Annotated in this window: 14 protein-coding genes; 4 read left to right on the top strand and 10 right to left on the bottom strand. The window is 58.0% G+C overall.

The window, feature by feature from the left end:
* Nucleotides 1–30: 30 nt before the first annotated feature.
* The 8 genes from G449_RS0108890 to G449_RS0108925 form a co-directional block, all read right to left on the bottom strand.
* Nucleotides 31–1845, bottom strand: coding sequence for a KUP/HAK/KT family potassium transporter (locus G449_RS0108890; protein ID WP_022658961.1), 1815 nt, complete (start codon nucleotides 1843–1845; stop codon nucleotides 31–33).
* 198 nt (nucleotides 1846–2043) lie between these two features.
* Nucleotides 2044–3684, bottom strand: coding sequence for an L-lactate permease (locus tag G449_RS0108895; RefSeq protein WP_022658962.1), 1641 nt, complete (start codon nucleotides 3682–3684; stop codon nucleotides 2044–2046).
* Between the two features lie 173 nt (nucleotides 3685–3857).
* Nucleotides 3858–4832, bottom strand: coding sequence for a glycosyltransferase family 2 protein (locus tag G449_RS0108900; RefSeq protein ID WP_022658963.1), 975 nt, complete (start codon nucleotides 4830–4832; stop codon nucleotides 3858–3860).
* The gene (locus G449_RS0108905; protein ID WP_022658964.1) at nucleotides 4829–5365 is read right to left on the bottom strand and encodes a GtrA family protein; all 537 of its coding nucleotides are present in this window, start codon (nucleotides 5363–5365) and stop codon (nucleotides 4829–4831) included. The genes G449_RS0108900 and G449_RS0108905 overlap by 4 nt, the downstream gene beginning before the upstream one ends.
* A 27-nt stretch (nucleotides 5366–5392) precedes the next feature.
* Complete coding sequence (locus G449_RS0108910) at nucleotides 5393–6532, bottom strand: DegT/DnrJ/EryC1/StrS family aminotransferase (RefSeq protein WP_022658965.1); 1140 nt, start codon at nucleotides 6530–6532, stop codon at nucleotides 5393–5395.
* A gap of 157 nt (nucleotides 6533–6689) precedes the next feature.
* The gene (locus tag G449_RS0108915; protein WP_027180850.1) at nucleotides 6690–7157 is read right to left on the bottom strand and encodes a chemotaxis protein CheW; all 468 of its coding nucleotides are present in this window, start codon (nucleotides 7155–7157) and stop codon (nucleotides 6690–6692) included.
* A gap of 244 nt (nucleotides 7158–7401) precedes the next feature.
* Nucleotides 7402–8226 carry a glycosyltransferase family 8 protein gene (locus tag G449_RS0108920; protein WP_022658967.1) on the bottom strand — a complete coding sequence of 275 codons (825 nt, stop codon included), beginning with the start codon at nucleotides 8224–8226 and terminating at the stop codon, nucleotides 7402–7404.
* Nucleotides 8223–11054 carry a response regulator gene (locus G449_RS0108925; RefSeq protein ID WP_027180851.1) on the bottom strand — a complete coding sequence of 944 codons (2832 nt, stop codon included), beginning with the start codon at nucleotides 11052–11054 and terminating at the stop codon, nucleotides 8223–8225. Before G449_RS0108925 ends, G449_RS0108920 begins: the two co-directional genes overlap by 4 nt.
* Nucleotides 11055–11224: 170 nt before the next feature.
* Between G449_RS0108925 and G449_RS16615 the strand changes: the two genes are divergently transcribed.
* Nucleotides 11225–12160: a DMT family transporter gene (locus G449_RS16615; RefSeq protein WP_022658969.1), complete on the top strand. Its 936-nt coding sequence runs from the start codon at nucleotides 11225–11227 to the stop codon at nucleotides 12158–12160.
* 10 nt (nucleotides 12161–12170) lie between these two features.
* Here the strand turns inward: G449_RS16615 and G449_RS0108935 are convergent, their stop codons facing one another.
* Nucleotides 12171–13805 carry a cobyric acid synthase gene (locus tag G449_RS0108935; protein ID WP_022658970.1) on the bottom strand — a complete coding sequence of 545 codons (1635 nt, stop codon included), beginning with the start codon at nucleotides 13803–13805 and terminating at the stop codon, nucleotides 12171–12173.
* Between the two features lie 280 nt (nucleotides 13806–14085).
* Here G449_RS0108935 and G449_RS0108940 point away from each other — a divergent pair, with 280 nt between their 5' ends.
* The 3 genes from G449_RS0108940 (at nucleotide 14086) to G449_RS0108950 (ending at nucleotide 18134) form a co-directional block, all read left to right on the top strand.
* Complete coding sequence (locus tag G449_RS0108940; protein WP_022658971.1) at nucleotides 14086–16128, top strand: AsmA family protein; 2043 nt, start codon at nucleotides 14086–14088, stop codon at nucleotides 16126–16128.
* Between the two features lie 277 nt (nucleotides 16129–16405).
* Nucleotides 16406–17254: a flagellar motor stator protein MotA gene (gene motA, locus G449_RS0108945; RefSeq protein WP_022658972.1), complete on the top strand. Its 849-nt coding sequence runs from the start codon at nucleotides 16406–16408 to the stop codon at nucleotides 17252–17254.
* A gap of 169 nt (nucleotides 17255–17423) precedes the next feature.
* Complete coding sequence (locus G449_RS0108950; protein ID WP_022658973.1) at nucleotides 17424–18134, top strand: OmpA/MotB family protein; 711 nt, start codon at nucleotides 17424–17426, stop codon at nucleotides 18132–18134.
* A gap of 107 nt (nucleotides 18135–18241) precedes the next feature.
* On the opposite strand, the gene htpG is transcribed toward G449_RS0108950, so the two are convergent.
* A complete protein-coding gene (htpG, locus tag G449_RS0108955) occupies nucleotides 18242–20212 on the bottom strand; it encodes a molecular chaperone HtpG (RefSeq protein WP_022658974.1) in 1971 nt (656 codons plus the stop codon).
* Nucleotides 20213–20482: the final 270 nt, after the last annotated feature.

Genomic DNA, 20482 nt, shown 5'->3' on the forward strand with positions numbered 1-20482 from the left:
CCTTGTGCCATGCTTGGGCAAAGCGCCCAGCTACATGTCTATTCGGCTGATAACCCCATGCACGGCATGCACCGGCATTTTGTAAAACTGCACGAACGATGGCGCCAGTTTTTTGATGATGGCGTAAATGCGCCACAAGGGCGAACTGGTGAGGATGTCTTCCACACCATAAAAAATGACGCGCGGCTTGATGCCAGCCTCAGACAATATGTGGTAGATATCGACTACCTCCATATAACCTGCAGCAACTTCAAAGACACGAATACCCTCAGCGGGGTCCTCATCAAAATGCCATGTCACGCCAATGGGCTCATTGGTGCGCCCGATGCAAAGCATGATGTTCTGCTCATAAATGATGCCATTGCTGAACATGGTCTTGACTATGTATGGCGAAACCTTGTCCAGACTGCGCAGAAAAAATATGGCTGTACCGCGTATGGCGCAGCCCCTGGCCCGCTCTTCGGCAAATTTTTCCAGAAACTGCTCCTTGCCCATGGGGCGCATGCGTTGATACGCAGCCCTCTGCCCACGGGTATAGATAAGAATAACAGTAAGAGGAATAAGGGAAATGAGAATGGACCAGTACCCGCCGTGCGGGAATTTATGAAAATTGGCAAAGAGATAGATAAAATCAAGCACACAGACAATGGCCGCAATGACGGAATTGAAGTGCCGCCCCTGTAAATGAAAAATCCATACCATGAATGAGGCCGTTATGGACATGGTACCTGTAACTGCAAGGCCATAAGCCGCAGCAAGCTTGTGGGATTCGCCAAATCCACAGATGGCGAGCACCACTGCCACATACAAAGCCCAGTTTACTGAATTGATATATATCTGCGAGTGCAACTCTTTTGAGGTAAAGTCTACCTTGAACAAGGGCATGATGTGAGTTGCCATGCACTGATACATGATGGAAAACAAGCCGCTTATGAGGGCTTGCGAGGCAATAACCGTGGCCATGAGGCTGAGTATCAGGAATGGAACATACAGATGTCTGGCCTGGCTGTTGATCAATTCAAACAGCACGTTCCCGGCATCAGGATTGCGGATAAGAAACGAGGTCTGCCCCATATAACTGGCTACCAGAGCCACAAAAACAATGCCCCATGCCGCAATAATGGGTTTACGCCCCATGTGCCCCATATCCGCATAGAGAGCCTCGCCGCCTGTGGCGCACAAAATAACCTCAGACAGCACAAAAAAGCTCGCAATACCGTTGTGCACCATAAAATCGATGGCATACATGGGGTTCAGCGCCTTGACCACCTGAGGCGTCTGCGTAATGGAGGCTATGCCTGAAACAGCCAGCACGCCGAACCACAGCGCCATGATCGGGCCAAACACGCCAGACACCGCGCCACTGCCTTTTTTCTGCACGGCAAAAAGCACCGTCGTAAAGACCAGGGCAACGGAAATAATCGCAACTTTAGGGGTTTGCTCAAGGCCTGGCACAAGGGTCAGGCCTTCCACCGCTGAAAGGATGGAAATGGCCGGGGTAATGACCCCGTCGCCAATGAGCAGTGAAACACCCACAAAAGCCATAACCGAAGCAAAGCCGATTTTTCTGCCAGAACGCAGCAAGGGCCGCAGGATGGAAAGCAGCACAATGGTGCCGCCCTCGCCGCCCTTGCTCAGGCTCATGGCCAACCACGCGTATCCCACGGTTACGAGCAGCAGCAAAGTCCAGATAACCAGCGAAAGAATGCCGATAAAATGGTCTTCTGTGCGCTCGGTCAGCATGAATATGACTGCCAGCGTATATATGGGGCTTGTGCCGATATCGCCAAACACAAGGCCCAGCGACTTGACGATTGAAGAAAACGTTATCTGCTGCGAATCCATGTGGTCCTCCAAGCATTGCAGCGCACCATAAAGCAGACACGAGCGGCTGGCAAGACAGCCTGGAATGCACGGTCCTTAAGGATTTGCAGGTTCTCTGACGGATAGTGCCTCTGCGCCACACCAACGCGGCCGCTGCCCATAAACGCAAAAACGCCGCCCCTTGCGGGGCGGCGCCAGATTACGGAAGGAAAACCAAGTTTACGGCAGCATCCAATGCAGCACGTTAGACTGCAAGTAGGTGAGCACGCAGATAAAGGCCGTCATGGCCAAGCTGTGCCCAAGCGTAAACCGGAAGAGGTCGCCTTCATGACCAACCAGATTGGTGGCAGCAGTTGCCACACTGATGGACTGGGGCGAAATCATCTTACCGGTAACACCACCGGACGAGTTGGCGGCAACGGCCAGAGCCGGATCCATGCCCACCACTTCAGCCGTGGAGCGCTGCATACCGCAGAACAGGGCATTGGAAGAAGTGTCCGAACCGGTCAGGAACACGCCCAGCCAGCCCAGAATGGGCGAGAAGAGCGGGAACAACGGGCCAGTCAGGGTAAAGGCGATACCCAGGGTGGAACTCATGCCCGAGAAGTTCATGAGGTAAGCCAGGCCCAGGATCATGGCGATGGTCAGGATGGGGAAGCGCAGCTGATGAACGGTACGGAACAGGCAGCTGACGGCCTTGCCAAACGAATAACCAGGCATGAAAGGCACGGAGAAGAAACCAGCCAGCAGAATGGCCGTACCACCAGCGGAGAGCCAGTTGAACGTGAACACTGCGGGGTAGTTGGGATCCTTGCCAGCGGCCAGAATGGGAGCAGCCTTGTGAACCATGCCGTCAAGAGCGGGCCAGGAGAACTTGAGCACCGAACCGGGCACGGCGTTCAGCATGTTCTTGAACTGGGGCAGGCCCCACAAGAACACCATGACGGCCAGAACGATGTAAGGCAGCCACGCGCGAAGCACGATACCCGTTGAAGGGGCAGCACCGCTCAGCACGGTTTCCTTTTCACCCTCAAAGCGCCACACGGTCTTGGGCTTCCACACGCGCAGCAACAGCACCATGGCGATGATGGTGATAAGAGCCGACATGATATCGGGCAGCGTAGCGCCATGGTAGTTGGAGAACAGGAACTGCGAACCGGCGAAGCTCACGCCAGCCACGATGATGGCGGGCAGCACTTCCATGGCGCGCTTGAAGCCGCACATGACCACGCAGAGCCACAGGGGCACCAGAATGGACAGGAAAGGCAGCTGACGGCCCACGATCTGGCTCACGTGCATTTCGGGAATGCCGGAAACCTGGGCGCCAACGATGATCGGGATACCAATGGCACCAAAGGCCACGGGCGCGGTGTTGGCAATCAGACAGATACCAGCGGCGTACAGGGGGCGGAAGCCCAGGCCCACCAGCATGGCGGCGGTGATCGCCACAGGGGTGCCGAAGCCAGCGGTACCTTCAATGAAGGAACCAAAGGCAAAGGCGATAAAGATAGCCTGCAAACGGCGGTCGTCTGTCAGACGCGCGAGCGATTCTTTGATGTATTCAAATTCGCCCGACTCCACAGTCATGTTGTACACCCAGACCGCCGTAATAACGATCCAGATGATGGGGAAGAGACCAAAGGCTGCGCCGTAGCTAAATGCGCCCAGCGCTGTTCCGAACGGCATGCCCCACACAGCAACCGCCAGAACGAAAGAAAGTGCCACAGCGAGAACCGCAGCGTAATGCCCCTTAGCACGACGCACGGCCAGCATGTAAAAAAGGCTGATCAGGGGGATACCTGCCAGCAGGGCGGAAACTACAGCTCCACCAACCGGATCATACACTTGTGTCCAAGCCATATAACAGACCCTCAACTGTTATGTGTTGCTAGGGGGCTTGAGCAGAGCGAGTCCCTTCCGTGCGACCCAGAAATGCTACCTCTTTCCCCCCAATAAGACCTTTGAGTGCGAATATAATCTTTCAGCAAAAAATACAATATGTTTCCCTATCCAAGTCGAGACAAAACTTACTGCTATTGTCGCAAATTGGCTGGCAGCGCGAAATACAGGCGGGCGGCCACGTCAAAAAAAAATCCTGGCAGATAACTTGCCCACCAGAAAATCCTGAATTTGCGCCCGCTGTGCCGCCAGGGTCTTATGGCCTCCCGGGCGGCGGCGTTGTGCCCTTCGCGCCACAGGGCAACAGCTTTCTGAAAACCCGCCCTGCGGGTCATCATTGTGACAAGACCTGAATATTCCTGATCATAGCCAGGGTACAACACCCGGTGTTTCTCAAGGATACGCAAAGTTTCATCAGCAAACTGGCCAAATTTGCGAAAGGTCGTGTTGCCCCCATGCACCCGCCAAAGGGTCAGAGGCTCATCCACAAAGTCCAGCTCCCAGTCGTGGGCAATGCGGTAAAAAACATCGGCCTCCTCGCACACGTTGAGGCTCTGGTCAAACCACCCCCCGTTGCGCCCTTCACCCGATGGTGTTTTATCGGGCGAAAGGCTTGCCAGCGCCTCGCGGCTGACCATGGCCGACGACATGGAAATCCACTGGCGTTCCATCAATGCGGCAAAGGCCATGCCCCGCGCAGGGGACGTTTCGGCAAAAAGCCTCTTGAACACACGCTTGCCGTCAAAAATTTCCGTGTCCGTGCACACCAGACCCACACGCGGATTGGCTTCAAACAGGGCCACCTGGCGTTCCAGCTTGGTAGGCCGCCACACGTCATCGCAGTCAAGAAAGGCCAGATACCGCCCACGGGCCTGCGCCAGGGCCAGATTGCGCCCCTCGCCCAGAGGCACAATGCTCTCTCCCCGGAAGTAGCGCACCTTTTCGCCATAGCTTTTGGCAATGGCGGGGCTTTCGTCCGTTGAGCAGTTGTCCCAGAAAACAACCTCAAAATCCGTGAATGTCTGGGCCATGAGGCTGTCCATGGCTTCGCGCAGATCGCGGGAACTGTTCAGGCAATTCATGATGACCGAAACTGCGGGGGCGTTCATGCTTTATCCTCATTGCGCGCGGTGGGGGGGGTGGATGTCTGTTGCGCCGGGCTTTGCCCTGCCCCGGCGGCAGCGAATGAAGCCTGCGTTCTGAATACCCAGACCTTGCACAGCGCATAAACCATGAGAGGCACGGTCAGAACAGCAACGGGCATGGCCCAGGCATAAGGAATTCCAAGCCGCACCAGCAGCCAGACAATGGCCGAATTGCAGCACAGACCCACAGCCTGGGTAGCCGCAAAGCGCGGCAGCATGGTGCGGTGGCTGGCAATGCCTGCGGCGGAATCCGCGGCGCGGAACGTCCACAGGCATTGCCCAAGATAGGAAACAATAAAACTGAGCGTATAGGCCAGGGCGTTGCCCGCCAGCGTGGGCAAACCTGCCACGTTGACGAACAACAGCCCCAGCAGAAAGTAGCTTACGGAAGCCGCGCCGCCCACAATGCCAAAGCGCACCCAGCGCCGGGCCAAAAGCCCGCGCACCAGATCCACCAGCCATCTGAAGCCCGGCACAGCCTGCCAGCCGCTAACCACGGCAAATCTCCTGCGCACTGGCGAGCGCTACTTGAGTGCGGCAACAAGCGCGTCGCACACGCTCTCCACATCTTCGGCGCTGAGGCCGGGGTGCAGGGGCAGGGTCACAAGTTCGCCATAGAGCTGTTCCGTCACGGGCAGCGACTCCGCGCCCCCGCCAAAGCAGCTAAGCAGGTGGTTGGGTTTGTAATGCACGCCGGTGGGGATATCGCGTGCCGCCATAAATTCCTTAACGGCATCTTTGCGGCCACCCAACACACGCACGGGCATGATATGGCGCACCACAAAGTCCTGCGGATCAGTGGCCAGCAGGGCAAGGCCCTCCACGTTGGCGAGGCGCTGTTCATAAATGGCTGTAAGCATTCGGCGTGCCGGAATAAATTCCGATTCAAGCCGCCCAAGCTGTACCCGCCCGATGGCGGCCATGATATTGCTCATGTGATAGCGCCAGCCCTGACGGGTCACATCGGGATCCCACGAACGCGCCCCGGCAAACCGCTGTTTTGCATCGTTGGCTACAGAAAGCAGCCGGGCGTCAGAGGCCAGATTTCCGGCGGCCTCATCAAAGGCCACCAGGCAGCCGCCCTCACCGCAGGTGATATTCTTGATGCCGTCAAAGCTGAAGCAGACCATGTCGCCAAAGCTGCCGATCATGCGTCCCCTGCTTTTGCAGCCAAAGGCGTGGGCGGCGTCTTCCACCACGCGCAAGCCCTTTGCACGGGCAAAATCGTATATGGCGTCAATATGCCAGGGATTGCTGGCATAGTGCACGGGCATGATGGCAATGGTGCGGGGGGTCAGGCGGCGTTCGGCATCGGCAAGGTCGATGGTGCCGGTTTCGGGCAGCACGTCGCAGGCCACAGGCTTGCAGCCCGCGGCGGTAATGGCCTGAAAAGACGCCACAAAGGTAAGGGAAGGAACCAGAACTTCCGGCTTGCCGTCTACGCGGCACTGGGCGGCAACGCCATCCACAGCCAGATGCAGGGCCGCAGTACCTGTATTTACGGAAATAACCTGACTGGGCTTAACGCCGAGGTAGCGGGCGACTTCTTCTTCAAAAAGACGCACTTCGTTGCCCATGCCGAGGTAGCCGTCTTCAGTAATAACACGGCTTACGGCGCGGGCTTCAGCTTCACCCACAATGGAGCGGGAAAGACGCATGGACATAAGGCCTCCTGCTGCGGCGGCATAACCGTAGCGGCTGTGCCGCTCCGGCTGGCGAAGGCTTCAGGCTGCGCGTCGTTCACTCAAAACACCGCAGGACGCCGGGCTTTAAAAAGTCCGCCGTCCGCACGGAATCAGTAGTGCGCGCCTGGCCGCCATGCTAACCCGCATCGGCGTTCATGTCGCTCAATAACGTGTCGAGGTCAAGCAGAATGAGCAGGCGGTCTTCAAGCTTGCCCACGCCCCGGATATACTCGGAGCCGATACCGCAAACCACCGGTGGCGCGGGCTCCACAGTGGAGGCGGGAATGCGCAGCACTTCGGACACGCCGTCCACCAGAAAACCCACTATCTTCTGGTTAAATTCCATTACAACAATGCGCGTGTTGCCATCGTGCTCCAGGGCGGGCATGCTGAAGCGCGTACGCATGTTGACGACCGGAATAACCTTGCCGCGCAGATTGATGACGCCTTCAATAAAGGCTGCGGCATGGGGTACCATGGTGATCTGCATGAGACGGATGATTTCCTGAACGGAAAGGATGTCCACCCCGAACTCTTCTTCGCCAATGCGGAACGTCACCAGTTGGAGCAGATCGCCCTCATGTTCCTGCCCGGAACCTTGCAGCACGTCCTGCCTAGTCGCCTGCGCCGCGTCCATTGTATCCGTCATGGGATGGCCTCCATGGTATAAGCGGGCGTTTTCCGCCCATGAATCGCCGCTTTTGCGGCAATCCGTCATATGCAATCCGCTGCAATCTGCGCCGGGATCGACCCCGCTAACTGGAGCGTTCAGGCCCCGGTTTCAACCTTATCGGACAGAGCTGAGAATACTTCAGAGTGGGTGACAAAAACAATACTTTCGGGCCGGGTTACGCCCAGCTTTCCACCAGTGTGCGTTCCTGGGGATTCAGGTATTCCATCCAGATTCCCCGCATGTAGTCATAGTGATTGATGCACAGGTCAGGCAGGTTGGTTCGTTTATATGCCCATGGCTTGGGGCCGTGAAAATGCACTATCCGCGCTTCATCCCTGCATTCCTCTCTATAGGGGGGGCTGTTCCAGCAATCATCCAGCCGCGTAATGCGCTTGCCAAAAAAATAATTCACCAGCGACTGATCAAGGTTGCCGATACGCGATTCGTTTTCCCGGCAAAAAGCCATGAAGTGTCCTATCAGGTCGCGCTTGCGCAGCCGCTCAAGATTGAACAGCGCCACTCCGCTGGAATATGTCCAGATGGGAAAAGGCATGGGGACGGTATACCGTTCGCCCCTGTATTCATAAAAAAGCTGCTGGTGCTGGTGATAAAATGGAGCTGTGTATTCCCTTGCCATACCCACGTAGGGCGGATGTTGTGCAAAAAGTTCGTCCAGAGGACGATAAAAAAGCACATCCGTATCGCAGTAAAGCACACGGTCGTCCTGGGCAAGCTCGGGCACAAGGGCCAGCTCAAGCTTGAGAAAGCATCCGGCGCAGGCCTGTCCCAGAGGCGTGAAACCGCTTGGGTCAAGGCGCGGCGTATAGCGCGCAACAGGGATATTTTCCGCAGCAAGTTCTGCCAGCAAGGCCGCATCATTTCCGGCGTAGACGCAGAGGCAGGGGGCGTCCTTGCCCTGAACTGCGCGCAACGACCGCACCGCCACCTTGAGCAGGGTCAGGTACTTGATCTTGTCGTCAAGGCAAAAAACGGTCTTCACAGGCTTTCTCCGCGCAAACGCCGTTGCAGGGCTGCCGCCTGACCCTGGAGTGCCGCATTGTCAAAGTCTTTTACCGAGGCAAGAATGGCGGTCAGATCTTCTGCATAAGGGGTGCCGTTCACAAGAGGCATAAACCGTTCAAGGGCGCTTTCCGCATTGCCCCAGTCCGTTTCCGTCAGTTCGGGCAGTTCGGCAAGCAGAGCCAGCAGGTTGTCCCGGTGCTCCCCTTCCAGGTGCATGGTGCCAGCTGTGGCCATGCTCCCATCGCCTTCAAGACAGCGCACACGCAGCAGCACCTCGTTCATGCACGCTTCAAACTCGTCCATCAGTTCTTCGCTCGGCGGAATAAGGGGCAAAGAGTTTTCCATGTGCCGCGTAAGGCGGCATACCCGCTCCACACCAAGGTTGGCGGCAACGCCCTTAACTGTATGCGCCAGACGGGCCGCGCCACGCAGATCGCCGCAGGCAAGCAGCCCGCGCAGCTCTCTGGCGCTTTCGCCGTAGTGATCCACAAAACGCAGCAGCAGTTCACGGTACAATTCGCGGTTGCCGCCTACGGTTGCAAGGCCAGCCTCCACATTGACCGCCTGCCCCTCCGGCACTGAAGAGGCTTGGGCAGGATCGCGCATAACGTCCAGCGAAAGCCGTTCCTCGCCCTCCTGAACACGGTTTTCCCCGTCTGCTGCGGCAGAAATAACATCCGGGCCAACATCCGCGGCCAGCGGATTGGACTGCAATCCGCCCGGAAGCCACGTTTGAAGAGCGGCATACAGGGCGGCAGGATCAACCGGCTTGGTGAGATAGTCGTTCATGCCCACGTTCTTGCCTTCCAGACGGGAAGCGGCATCGGCATGGGCAGTCATGGCAAGAATGGGCAGGCCCGCAGGTGAAAAACCCAGCGCGCGGATTCGCATGGTGGCTTGAAGGCCGTCCATTACGGGCATCTGCACATCCATGAGCACAAGGTCAATGCCGCCGCCGCGCACTTCTTCAACAGCCGCAAGACCGTTGGAGGCCACACGCACGTCAAGCCCGGCCTGGGTCAGCAGCTCGCTGGCGATCTGGGCGTTGATATCATTATCTTCCACCACAAGCACCGTACGGTGCGACGTGGTCGCAACGCCAAGGGCACTGTCCACAACGGCGGCGGCTTCTTCCTGCGCAGAGGTTGTTTCCGTAATGGCTTCGCCCTGTTGGACCCAGCCGAAGCCCAATTCAAAGAAAAAGCGGCTCCCCTTGCCGGGTGCGCTTGCCACAGAAAGCTCGCCGCCCATGAGGTTGACCAGTTGCCGGGCCAGCGCAAGCCCAAGGCCAAGGCCGCTGTTTGATCGCGTCAGCGACTCATCGCCCAGAGCAAAGGGCTCAAAAAGCTTGTCCTTAAGAACAGCATCCATGCCGGGGCCGCTGTCGGCCACCACAAAGAGCAGACGGCATCCGCCATCTTCCAGACCGCCGTGGGCAAGCTGCACACTGCATTCTACGGAGCCAGTGCGGGTATACTTGACCGCATTGTCCAGCAGGATGCGCAACACTTCTTCCAGATGCCGTTCGTCACCTTCCACAACCACCGGCACAGCCGGATCAAGTGTAAACATTAGCTCCAACTGTTTTTCAAGGGCGCTGCCCGCCACGCTTTGCCGCAACAGCTCCAGCAGGCGGGGCAACTGAAATGCCCGGTTTTCCCGGCGCAGCAAGCCCTCGTTTGCACTTGAAAAATCAAGAATCCTGTTGACCATGTCCAGCAGCAGGCTGCCCGACTTGTTGATCTGGGATAGATAATCGCGCTGCACGCCACTGAGGCCCGCTTGCAGGCTTAGATAGCTCATGCCGATGATGGCATTGAGGGGCGTGCGGATTTCGTGGCTCATACGGCGTAAAAAATCTTCCTGCACGTGTGAGGCCCTTTGGGCGAGTTCCAGTGACGACAAGGCCTGTGCACGGGCAAGCACGGCCTGCTGCTTGCTTTTGCGAGCACGCCTTTCGGCTTCTTTCAGTTCGCGGATACGGGAGAACAGCGTTCCCTTCATGCGTTGCAGGGAGGCGAACATGACGGCCAGTTCATCCCGGTACTTGAGCTTCAAGGGTTCGGGATCCTCGCCCGCCGCCACGTCTTCCGCATACTGGCTGACCTCGCCCAGCGGCTTGGCGACCCTCTTCTGGAAAATATAGATATTGGCAACCGCGCTGGCCCCCAGGGCCAGCAAGGCAAAAAACATGGCCCAGACCATCTGGATAAGCGGAGACTCCTGCTTGCTCACCTGCTCCAGAAAGCTGCGGTACTGCACTTCGCGCAGAGCCTGCGCGCTGAAAAGAACCTGCTGCGCTTCACTGTCCAGATTGACCCTGTCCACCCAGCTCTGCGCGCCTTTCAGATCAAGCCCGTCCCTGTCCCACAGGGGCGGCCCGCTATTGCCCACAGCCATGTTCACGGCGGTATCAAGCAGACTGTCGAGGTGCCTGCGCTGGGCAAGAAGCGTCTGAACCTGCCCTTGCAGACTTCCCGTCACATTGAGATTGCGGGCAATATGCTCAAAGGTTCCCTCGTGCCCGGCGGCGTCCTGCGTCTCGTGGACGCGATCCTGATTCAGCATCTGCCACTTGGCATAACGCTCTGGATTGCCCGTAAAAATAAAGGCGTGGGCTTCTTCGTAACTCTGGCGGGTATTGGTTTCCACATCCACCAGGAGGGAATCAAGCCTGTAATAGTTTTCGATTACCCTCCGGCCCTCATTCAGGCCACGCCCCAGAGAGACCAGGCAAAGCCCAAGCAGAAGAAGAAGCAGCAACTGCGCGAGGTTGGAAGTTTTGATGATGGTTCTGATGCTCATGCTTCTTGCTCCCGCAGGCAGCGGACAGTGCCTTTCGTCAAGCTTGAACCCGGACAGGCAGGCACCCCCGTGCGATTGCCGGATGGCCTCATACCTTGAAGTATTGGCATTCTTACCATAGGCTGCCGCAAAAATCATCCGCGACCATTCTGGAGAAACTGAAAATCCTCATGTCCCCCACCGCCCGGAATTTATTGCCTCACGCGGCCTTGCTGACAGCCATGGCCTTTTGGGGCTCCACCTTTGTCGTGCTGCGCATCGCCCTGACAGCCCTGACCCCCCTGCAAACCATGGCCGGGCGCATGCTTGTGGCCTGCATTGTTTTTTTGCCCCTGTGGCCGCGCCTCTGGCGCGAACTCAAGGAACACGGCAATCTGGGAACGCTGACGCTCATGGCCCTGTGCGAACCCTGCCTCTTTTTTCTGTTTGAAACCCATGCGCTGCGCCTGACCACGGCTTCGCAGGCGGGCATGATAACATCCCTGCTGCCGCTTCTGGTGGCGGCAGCAGCCTTTGTCGCCCTGCGCGAACACGCGGGCCTGCGTATGTGGCTGGGTTTTTTGCTGGCTGTTTGCGGCGTCACGTGGCTCACCCTTGCCGCGGTTCCGGACGAAAAAGCAGCCAATCCCCTGATGGGCAACATTCTTGAGGGTATCGCCATGTGCTGCGCCGCCGGATATACCGTGCTGGCCCGCCACCTTTCAACAGTGTACAGCGCCCTGTGCATCACCGCTGTTCAGGCCTTTGTGGGCATGATCTTTTTTTGTCTGCTGGCTCTTGTGGTGCCGGAATCAGATACGCTCATCAGCCTTGGCAGGGATTTTCCAGCCTGGGTTCCATGGGCCTGCGTGTTCTATCTGGGCGGCATTGTGACCTTTGCAGGATACGGCCTGTACAATTTTGGCGTTAAGCGCCTTTCTGCTGGTCGCGCCGCCGCCTACACCAATCTCATACCTGTTTTTGCCCTGCTCTTCGGCGTCGCCCTGCTGGGCGAGAAGCTCCCCCCAGCGCAATATGGCGGGGCCTTGCTTATCGTGCTTGGCGTACTGCTGAGCCAATGGCGGGGAATAAGCCGCAACGCCCTGGCCCAAAAACCGACAGTATGATTTTTTCTGCTCAAGCCTGTTGCAGCAAGTTGAGTATGGCTGGCATGTCCAGCGCTGCTTCCACAGCATCGGCCAGCCTGTCCAGCTCAGGGCCGAGACTGTAGGCTGTCTCCTGCGCTGGCGGCAAACCAGCCTCACGCCGCAGGCGGCGCAAAAATGCATGGCGAAAGGAATCCTCGTCAAAAAGGCCGTGCAGATAACTGCCCCACACGCGGGCGTAACCCCGCGCATCGCACCGGCCCCAGCCCAGGGCGCTCCCCCCGGAGTCGGTCATCACAACCCGCATGACGGCAGACGCGGCATCGCCCGTGGCTGGTTCGCCAGCTATATCCGGCAATCCTCCGTGCAGGGAGGAGGTCTCGCCGTGATGGATTTCATAGCCTGTCACGGTCTGGCGTTCTGCCCCGGTCACACAGGCATCCGCCCATCCGGCGGTGCGACACAGGCGTTTGGCAGCCAGCAGCCTTGTACTGAGAGGCAGCAGGCCAAGCCCCGGCTCGCATCCGCCTTCTTCAATCAGCAGAGGGTCGGCTATTTCGGCTCCAAGCATCTGCAATCCCCCACAGATGCCCACCAGTGCGCCAGTGCCGCGCTCCAGGCACTGACGGGCAAATTCCTGAACCAGCCCGGCCAGTCCGGTGCTCCGCAAAAAGCGCAGATCACCCACGGTATTGCGGCTGCCCGGCAAAATGACCACATGCGGTGCGCCCCACTGATCCGCATGGCGCACAATGCGCACCTGCACCCCCGGTTCGTCCCGCAGGGCGTCAAGATCCGTGGCATTACTCAAATGCGGCAGATCGGGCACCACAATATCCAGCAAGCCTGGCCCGCCAGAATTTTGCCCCATGCGCAGGCCAGGGGTCAGACCTTCCTTGAAACTTACGGAGTCCTCTTCGGGCAGGCGCAGGTTTTCCAGCATGGGCACAACCCCCCAAAAGGGTTTGCCCGTGCGTTTCTGGAGCATGGCCAGGGCGGGATCCAGCAGGCTGGCGTCGCCCCGGAACTTGTTGAGAATAAAGCCCCCTATCCGCCCCCTTTCGGCGCGGGTGAGCAGAGCCATGGTGCCCGCCAGGGCCGCAAAGGCCCCGCCGCGGTCGATATCCGCCACCAGGGCCACATACGCCCCGGCATAACGGGCCATGCGCATATTTACAATGTCGTGGGCCTTGAGGTTGATCTCGGCCGGGCTGCCCGCCCCTTCAAGCACCATCACGTCCATATCTGCGGCCAGACTCCGGTAGGCGCGGCGCACGGTATTCCAAGCTTCCGGCTTATAGGCGAGATACTCGCCCACGCGCATGTGGCCCACGGCTTCGCCCAGTACAATAACCTGAGAACCCACGTTGGACGTGGGCTTGAGCAGCACGGGGTTCATGCGCACGTCTGGCGCGAGGCCGCAGGCGGCGGCCTGCAAGACCTGAGCGCGGCCCATTTCCTTGCCGTCGCTGGTTACAAAGGAATTGAGCGCCATGTTCTGCGCCTTGAAAGGTGCAACACGCAGCCCCCTGCGGGCCAGCAGACGGCATACGGCCGCCGTAATCAGGCTTTTGCCCGCGTTTGAGCATGTCCCCTGAATCATGAGAGCCGGAGGCAAAGAGCGCCCCGTCCCCGATTGCGCCGTATGAACCGATCTGGCCGCCATGCGTGGTAATCCTCCCTGCACTTGCGGCAATGTCCGTTCAGTGCTGTGTCTTTTTATGATATCTTTCCGGCAATATATGGATTGCGGGAAACTACCGCAACCGATACGCCCGTGCAGGCCGCCAAGGTACAGAGTCTGCCTGCACAGAACGTTCTTCGCCTTGCACTGCTTGCCAGCTTTTCGTATAAAAGAAATGGTGGTCATACAATTACCCGCCGCAGCCCTGAAGGGCACGGCGGTTTACGCGGCCGCCAGGGCCGCAAATACCTGCGGAGTTTCAATGAAGCGTGTATTTTTATGGATTCTGGGTGGCGCCACGGTTCTGGCAGTGGCGGCGGCTGTCCTGCTCAGCAGGGTTGACGCTGGCTTTGTGGTGCGGCAGATAGCTGATGCCACGGCCAAAGCCACTGGGCAGCCTTTAACGTTTGACAGCCCGCCCGGAATTTCCTTTTTCCCCCCCGGCGTCAATTTTGGACAGGCGCACTGGGGCAGCGCCAGCGATGGGCAGGGCGTGGTCATCTCCGTCAAAAGCGGCATGGCCCAACTGGAGCTGAGCCCCCTGCTTACGGGCAATGTTGTCGTGCGTGAAGTACGGCTGAACAGCCCCGTGCTTGAAGTCCGCGAAGGCAAGGCCGTTGCCGCTGCCAAACCGGACGCGGAAAAACCCGCCGTTGAAACCAAACCTGCCGCTGCGACCCCGCCAGCCCTTCCCATTGAGCTGAAACGCCTTGTACTGCGTCAAGGTGTTGCGACCTACACAACCGCAAATGGCAAAACACTGCGCGTTGATGATGTAAACTTTTCTGTAGAAAATCTGCGCACCGGGCAAGAAGCCGTGGTGCAGTGCGACTTTGCCTTTATTTTTGGCGACAACACCGCCGAGCCTGCTGCCCCCGCCGCCAAATCTGGCGCAAACAACATCTCGGGCACGCTGGCATTTTCTTCCCGCCTGCGCTACGCCCCGCCTCAGCTGCTTTTCCGGCAGACTGCGCTGACTGTCACACCGCTCACCGGAGCGCTGCCCAAGGAAGCCGGGCCGTTGCAGTTCACCTGTGAAGGGTCGTTGCGGCTGAGCGATCTGCACCTCCAGTTGAGCAAGGCCTTGCTCAATACGCCCCAGGCGCGGGTGAGCGCATCCGGCGAAGGCGGGCTGGCTCCTCTGGCGTTCAACGGCGCTCTTGAGATGGAAGGCTCGCCCCACAAACTTGCCGCGCTGGCAGGCCACAAACTGGCGACTCCCCCAGCCAAGGACGATCTGCGTTTCAGAACAATGGTGCGCTATACCGCCAATGCCCTGAATCTCAGCCAGATGCTTCTGCAACTTGACGATCTTTCCTTGCGCGGCGGTCTGCGCCTTGACCTGCCCGAAAACGCCCCCATGCTTGTGACTGCTGACGTGCAGACCGGTATGCTCAATCTTGATCCTTATTTGCCCCAGGCAGAACCCGGCAAAAATGCGACGGAAACCAAGCCTGCGGGGCACGACGGAGCATCGGCCAGCGGCAAGCGAGCCAAGCCGGATGCGGAAGCGGCACGGCGCATGCCGGGGCTGGACATCCGCGCCAAGGTGGCTGGCATTACCAAGGGCGGATTGCAGGTAAAAGACATTGCGCTGGCCATCAAGGGAGAAAAAGGACGCTACGCCCTGACCTCCTTAACCGCCAGCCTTGGCAGCGGCGGGCTTATCAAGTCCACCGGCAACATGGATATGGCGACTGAAACTTGCGCTCTCAAGGCGCAAGCCGCCGATGTGGAGCTTGGCCCGCTGCTGGTTGCCCTTGGGAAGGGCAGGCAGGCCGACGGGCAGGCCTCGCTGGATGCGGATATGACCATGAGGTGCGCGGACGCCAACGATATTCGCCAGACTCTTGGCGGACGCGGGCAGCTTGAGATACGCCGCCTGCATGTTCCGGCCATGGCAGAGCTTTCCAAGAGCATCCCTTCGCTCACCGGCAAGGGCGGGCCGCTGCCCGACCGCTTTGATCTGGCCCGTGCGCCCTTTACCGCCCGCGATGGCGAAATCAACGCAAGCCCCATCACCGTTACTTCCGCCACTCTCAACGCTGCGGGCAAGGCGCGCATCAGTCTGCCCAAACAGTATCTGGAGGCGGCCCTGGACATCAAAACCATGGGGCTGACGATTCCTGTGACGGCCAAGGGGCCTTTGAGTGACATTTCGTACGGTGTTGACCCGCGTTTTGCCCTTGATATGGCAAAAAATCTGCCGGGCACATTGCTGAAAACGGGCAAGGAAGCCGGAAGCACCACCAAGGACGCGGCAAAGGGCGCCGAAGGGCTGGTTCGCGGCATTCTGGGCCGCTAACAGGCATGGCGACGGCCCGGACAAAGATACGTGCGAAGGGCAAATGGCAAGGCAAACAGCTCCGATTCACGGATAAAGGTATTTTGCCTGGGGCTTGCCTTTTCGGCGTCATGGGCTAAAGCTATTAGCATCACGGGCGTTAAGCATTAAAGAAGGCCTGAACGCGCTGTAAGGGCGCGATTGGTGAGCGGAGTGGTCAAAATTCCGCCAGCCAGGCAACACACGAGCTTTACGGGTTTTCTTTGCCCAGTAAGGCATAGAGCGAACAGGCGGCAGTATGTACTTACTTATAGGACTGGTCATTGTTGCGGCTTCAGTCGGCACGGGCTACACCATGGCTCACGGCGACTGGGGCGTTCTTTTTCAGCCCGCCGAGTTCATCATTATTTTGGGTTGCGGCCTTGGGGCTTTTTTTGGTTCGCAGACCAAGTACACCTTTGGCTTGGTTGTCAAAAGCCTCAAACACCTGTTTGCCGACCCAGGTTCCAGCAAAAATCATTACCTTGAGACCCTCGCCCTGCTGTATGCGCTCTTTTCCAAAATGCACCGCGAGGGCGTAATCAGTATTGAAAGCGACGTTGAAAAACCCGAATCCAGCCCAATTTTCAGCAAATATCCCAATATTTCCAAAGATGCCGTGCTGGTGAACTTTGTGGGCGACACGCTGCGCGTGTACCTGACCACCGGCGACCCCGCAGATATCGACAGCCTCATGGATGTGGATATCGAGACCATGCGCGAAGAAGGTATTTTGCCCGCCCACGCCGTGTCGCACATGGCCGAATCGCTGCCGGGCATGGGTATTGTGGCCTGCGTGCTGGGCGTGGTTTTGGCCATGGGCAAAATCAACGAACCGCCGGAAGTTCTTGGCCACTACATCGCAGCAGCACTTGTCGGCACGTTTTTTGGTATTCTTGCCTGCTACGGCCTCTTTGGCCCCATGGGCGCAAAGCTTGAAAACTACGTGGCCGAAGAACATTTTTATTTTAACGCCATCAAGGAAGCCGTGGCTGCCGCCATTCGCGGATCAACTCCGCTGATCGCCGTGGAATATGGGCGCAGGGCCATACCTTACCCCTTCCGTCCCTCGTTTGCCGAAATGGAAGAGCGGCTCAAGAGCGGCTAAGCCGGGGCAAACGGGCTGGCCCCCTCCTAACTGGGGAGTGCGGACGCAGATATTTTGCCCTTCTGTAAAAACCTGCTATGGTTTGCACATCAAGGGCGCGGACGGCTGATTTTTATGCCGTCAGCAAAAGCGTAAGGCCCGGAGCAGATTACTACGAAGGAGAAAGCCTATGGGCGGCGGCGCATGGAAAGTGGCGTATGCCGACTTTGTTACGGCCATGATGGCCTTCTTCCTTCTGTTGTGGATCCTCAGCATGGTGCCGCCCGACACCAAGGCGGGTCTCGCCGCGTACTTCAGCGGCGAGCGCAATTTCGACTCCAGCTCCACATCTCCCATATCAAACAATCCGTTCATCCAGAACACGGATAAAATTGATGCGCGCGACCTCAAAATCAACGAGGTTGAAAAGTCGCACTACGCCATTGCGCAAAAAATCAAGCAGATGCTCATGGCAGATGCCGTGCCGCAAAATTCCTCGGGCATCAGCGCGGATGACGTGGGCGTGCAGTTGCGCGTCAATTCGGACGTCATGTTCCGGCCCGGCAGCGTTGACCTGCTGCCCGAAGGCACCAAGGTGCTGGAAGCGGTGCTGAAACTCATGAACGAGTACAATCTTTACCTTGTGGTGCGCGGGCACGCTGACTCCACCGAGGCCAGACCGCCATATGCCTCCGCGTGGGAGCTTTCCGGAGCGCGCGCATCGGCCATGGTGCATTTTCTTGCCGAAAAGGGCATCAAGCCCACGCGCATGCGCGCTGTGAGTTACGGCGATACGCGCCCCCTCAAGCCGGGCATTGACGAACAGAGCCGCGCCATGAACCGGCGGGGGGAATTTTTCTTCCATCGCCCAGAGGTCATGTCGTACAGCGTTGTGTACTAACCCCACATTCAGCCAGCAAGTTGCAACAGAAACGGCCCCGGTGAAAATACACAAGGGCCGTTTCTCTATTTCACTGACGGGGATGCTTTTGGGCATCCCGGCCTGAGCTATATCTTACGTACTTCCGTGTACCAGGCGGCAGCCTCTTCAAGCAGCTTGCCCGTGCGGGCCGCCAATGCCTGAGGATCCTTGAGGTAGCCGTCCAGCAGCAGGCTGGCGTCAAACAGGCAGCCAGTCATGTCGGCCAGAATCCTGTCGTCCGCGTCAGCCTTGAACATGCGCAGCATGCTGCGCAGCAGCGGATGATCGCGGTTGACCTCCAGCACCTTCACGGGGATGGAATCATCCTTCTGCATGACCTTGAGCAGCTTTTCCATGGAGGACGACAGGCCGCCATCGGGCGAAACCAGCACTGCGGGGCTGTCTGCCAGACGGTGAGAAACACGCACGTCCGTCACTTTGTCACCCAGGATTTCCTTCATCTTGCCAAGCAGGGCGTCAAAACTTGCCGAATCATCGTCAGAAAGCGGCGCTGCGGCTTCGTGTTCCGGCTGCTCCTTGTCGGTAAAGTCTTTCAGGGCGTCATCCGCCGCTGTTTCCACCGACTTGAATTCCCAGTCCTTGTATTTGGCAAGGCCGTCCATGACAAATTCATCCACAGGCTCATACAGCCACAGCACTTCAATGCCCTTGCGGCGGAAGCGCTCCATGTGCGGATTGAGCCGGGCGGCCTCACGGTTGGGCGCTGCCACATACCAGATGGTCTTTTGCCCTTCTGGAGCGCGGGCCATGTATTCATCAAGGCTGGTGAGGGCCTCCGCATCCGCAAGGGACGAGGAATTAAAACGCAGCAATGCGCTGATGCGTTCGCGGTTGGCATAGTCGTGGTAACCCAGCTTGAAAACCTTGCCGTGCAGCTTCCAGAAGCGGCTGTATTTTTCCGCATCGTCCTTTGCCAGCTTTTCAAGATGGTTCAGGGTCTGTTTGACCAGCACCTGATTGATCTTGCGCAGCACCACATTTTCCTGAAGCGTCTCGCGCGAGATGTTCAGGGGCAGGTCTTCCGTATCGACCACGCCTTTGAGGAAGGCCAGATATTCAGGCACCAGCTCTTTGTTGCGGTGCTGGATGAGCACACGGCGGGCATACAGATCAAGCCCCCAGAATTCGCGGTCGGCACCAAAAAAATCCTGCGCCGAATCGGGCGTGAACAGAAGGGCATTAAACTGCACAGGCGCATCCACAGAAAGATGCAGGGTGTCCAACGGCTCCCTGGCGTCATAGGTCAGGGCTTTGTAAAAGGAATCGTACTGTTCCTTGGTGACCGAAAACTTTGGCTCGCGCCACAGCGCAGGCTGGGTGTTGACCCGTTCGCCGTCCACGAGGACAGGGAAGGGAACAAAGGCCGAATGCTTGCGGATAACCGACTCAACGCGGAACTTCTCTGCAAATTCTGCGGCATCGTCCTTGAGCCATGCCTTGATGACCGTTCCGCGAGCGGGTTCATCCCCGGTTGCGGGTTCAACGGTAAAGGTGCCAAGCCCATCACTGACCCACACGCTGGCCTCGGCATCATCGCCAAAAGCCGGACGCGAAGTGACCTCCACCTTGCTGGCCACCATAAAGACGGAATAAAAGCCCACGCCAAAACGGCCGATAATGTTGGCGGCATCAGCAGGACCGGAGGTTTCTCCCTCCTCCCCGGCTTCGGCCTTTGCCGCGTCGCTGCCGGCATTTTCAGCCGCAATATCGGCCAAAAACTGCTCGGAGCCGGATCTGGCAATGGTGCCAAGGTTTTCAGCCAGCTCTTCTGCGGTCATGCCAACGCCGGTATCTGCAATGGTCAGAACCTTGGAGTCCTTGTCCAGGCTGATGCGGATTTCAAGGGGGATATCAGCAAGACGGGGGCTTTCGCCCCTGCTCATGCGATAGCGCAATTTATCCAACGCGTCCGAGGCGTTGGAAACAAGTTCCCTCAAAAAAATTTCGCGATTTGTATAGAGCGAATTGGTGAGGATATGCAGGACTTTGCGCACCTCAGCGCGGAATTGGCGGGAATTCTTACCAGCCTCTGCCATGACAAACCTCCTGAAAAAATATATAAATGAAAATAATATCCCCCACTGAAATTTCAAGGGGGATTTGCCAAATTTTACGGCATTTTTCCGCGCGGCAGTTGGCAACGCAGGGAAAGTCGCGCGTCCAGCACCCTGTAAAACAGGCTGACAGGCACGCTCGGACATTCCAATTCAATATTTCATATAAAAGGGGGATAAAACATCAAGCCCGCAGGATTCATACTCATACGGGCAAAATGATATTCGTAACTACTTGCCATTTGGTGGGAA

The organism is Desulfovibrio desulfuricans DSM 642 (assembly GCF_000420465.1).
In the GTDB taxonomy this organism is placed as follows: domain Bacteria; phylum Desulfobacterota; class Desulfovibrionia; order Desulfovibrionales; family Desulfovibrionaceae; genus Desulfovibrio; species Desulfovibrio desulfuricans.

Coding starts and splice junctions, on each gene's coding strand:
- G449_RS0108890 (WP_022658961.1), bottom strand. CDS start 1,845: ATGGATTCGCAGCAGATAACGTTTTCTTCAATCGTCAAGTCGCTGGGC.
- G449_RS0108895 (WP_022658962.1), bottom strand. CDS start 3,684: ATGGCTTGGACACAAGTGTATGATCCGGTTGGTGGAGCTGTAGTTTCC.
- G449_RS0108900 (WP_022658963.1), bottom strand. CDS start 4,832: ATGAACGCCCCCGCAGTTTCGGTCATCATGAATTGCCTGAACAGTTCC.
- G449_RS0108910 (WP_022658965.1), bottom strand. CDS start 6,532: ATGTCCATGCGTCTTTCCCGCTCCATTGTGGGTGAAGCTGAAGCCCGC.
- G449_RS0108925 (WP_027180851.1), bottom strand. CDS start 11,054: ATGAGCATCAGAACCATCATCAAAACTTCCAACCTCGCGCAGTTGCTG.
- G449_RS16615 (WP_022658969.1), top strand. CDS start 11,225: ATGTCCCCCACCGCCCGGAATTTATTGCCTCACGCGGCCTTGCTGACA.
- G449_RS0108935 (WP_022658970.1), bottom strand. CDS start 13,805: ATGGCGGCCAGATCGGTTCATACGGCGCAATCGGGGACGGGGCGCTCT.
- G449_RS0108940 (WP_022658971.1), top strand. CDS start 14,086: ATGAAGCGTGTATTTTTATGGATTCTGGGTGGCGCCACGGTTCTGGCA.
- motA (WP_022658972.1), top strand. CDS start 16,406: ATGTACTTACTTATAGGACTGGTCATTGTTGCGGCTTCAGTCGGCACG.
- G449_RS0108950 (WP_022658973.1), top strand. CDS start 17,424: ATGGGCGGCGGCGCATGGAAAGTGGCGTATGCCGACTTTGTTACGGCC.
- htpG (WP_022658974.1), bottom strand. CDS start 20,212: ATGGCAGAGGCTGGTAAGAATTCCCGCCAATTCCGCGCTGAGGTGCGC.